The following is a 283-nucleotide window of genomic DNA, read 5'->3' as shown; positions in this document are numbered from 1 at the left end:
ATAGACCTGAAGCCGCGCCCGCATCACCGAACCGAGCGGCCGGTGCGCCGCGAGGCTGTGCGCAGGGCGGAAGGTCATCACCTCGTCGAAGTAACGCACCCGCTCCGTTGAATAGGCGTCCTGGCTCGGCAGGCGCAGTGTCGCCACGGTCCGGTAGGGGCTTACCGAGATCGGCCAATCGACCGACGCGTCCTCGATAGGTTGCCTCTCGGCGTCGGCCCAGAGTTGAGCCTTCAGCTCGAACGCCACATCATGCTCGCGGAAGAAGTCGATTGCCGCGTGG

General features: G+C 65.7%; 1 pseudogene. It reads right to left on the bottom strand.

Annotation, left to right across the window (positions count from 1 at the left end):
• Positions 1-283: pseudogene (locus tag MKK75_RS08600) on the bottom strand (catalase); the annotation flags it as partial.

This window comes from Methylobacterium sp. J-030 (assembly GCF_022829545.1).
GTDB lineage: Bacteria > Pseudomonadota > Alphaproteobacteria > Rhizobiales > Beijerinckiaceae > Methylobacterium.
Note: the sequence above shows the minus strand (reverse complement) of the source record. Positions and strands in the feature narration are given on the sequence as shown.